At 41.5% G+C, this 609-nt stretch carries 2 tRNA genes and 1 rRNA gene; all 3 read right to left on the reverse strand.

Features of this window, described 5'->3' with window-relative positions:
* Window positions 1-146, reverse strand: a 23S ribosomal RNA gene (locus tag DY123_RS07660); the annotation flags it as partial.
* A 170-nt stretch (window positions 147-316) separates the two neighbouring features.
* Window positions 317-389 (reverse strand) — tRNA-Ala (locus DY123_RS07545).
* A 34-nt stretch (window positions 390-423) separates the two neighbouring features.
* Window positions 424-498: transfer RNA gene (locus DY123_RS07550), tRNA-Ile, on the reverse strand.
* Between the last annotated feature and the right edge of the window lie 111 nt (window positions 499-609).

Genomic DNA, 609 nt, shown 5'->3' on the forward strand with positions numbered 1-609 from the left:
AACCGATTAAGGTTATCGAGTTTCCTCATTCGGAAATCTCCGGATCAAAGCTTACGTACAGCTCCCCGAAGCATATCGGTGTTAGTCCCGTCCTTCATCAGCTCCTAGTGCCAAGGCATCCACCATGCGCCCTTCATAACTTAACCTAATTCATCACTACGTGATGTTTGGTTAATTGAGTATTATACGAATAAAACTATTTAAAAAACTCAAAATAACGCGGTGTTCTCGGTTAAAATTGTATTTAATACAAATTTAATTTAGAAATTAATAATATCTAGTTTTCAAAGAACCAAGTTCGACACTTACGTGTCAATGGAGAATAGCGGAATCGAACCGCTGACCTCCTGCTTGCAAGGCAGGTGCTCTCCCAGCTGAGCTAATTCCCCATATATAAAGTTTCGTGGCAATCCACTAGTCCAATGGGCCTAAATGGACTCGAACCATCGACCTCACGCTTATCAGGCGTGCGCTCTCAACCAACTGAGCTATAGGCCCAAAAAGCATAAGCTTTATGTTTGAGAGTAGACCTCTCAAAACTGAATAAGATTGATCAATCTAATGTAAGTTTCCGTAATATCCTTAGAAAGGAGGTGATCCAGCCGCAGG

It is taken from the genome of Apilactobacillus micheneri (genome assembly GCF_006493595.1).
Lineage (GTDB): Bacteria > Bacillota > Bacilli > Lactobacillales > Lactobacillaceae > Apilactobacillus > Apilactobacillus micheneri.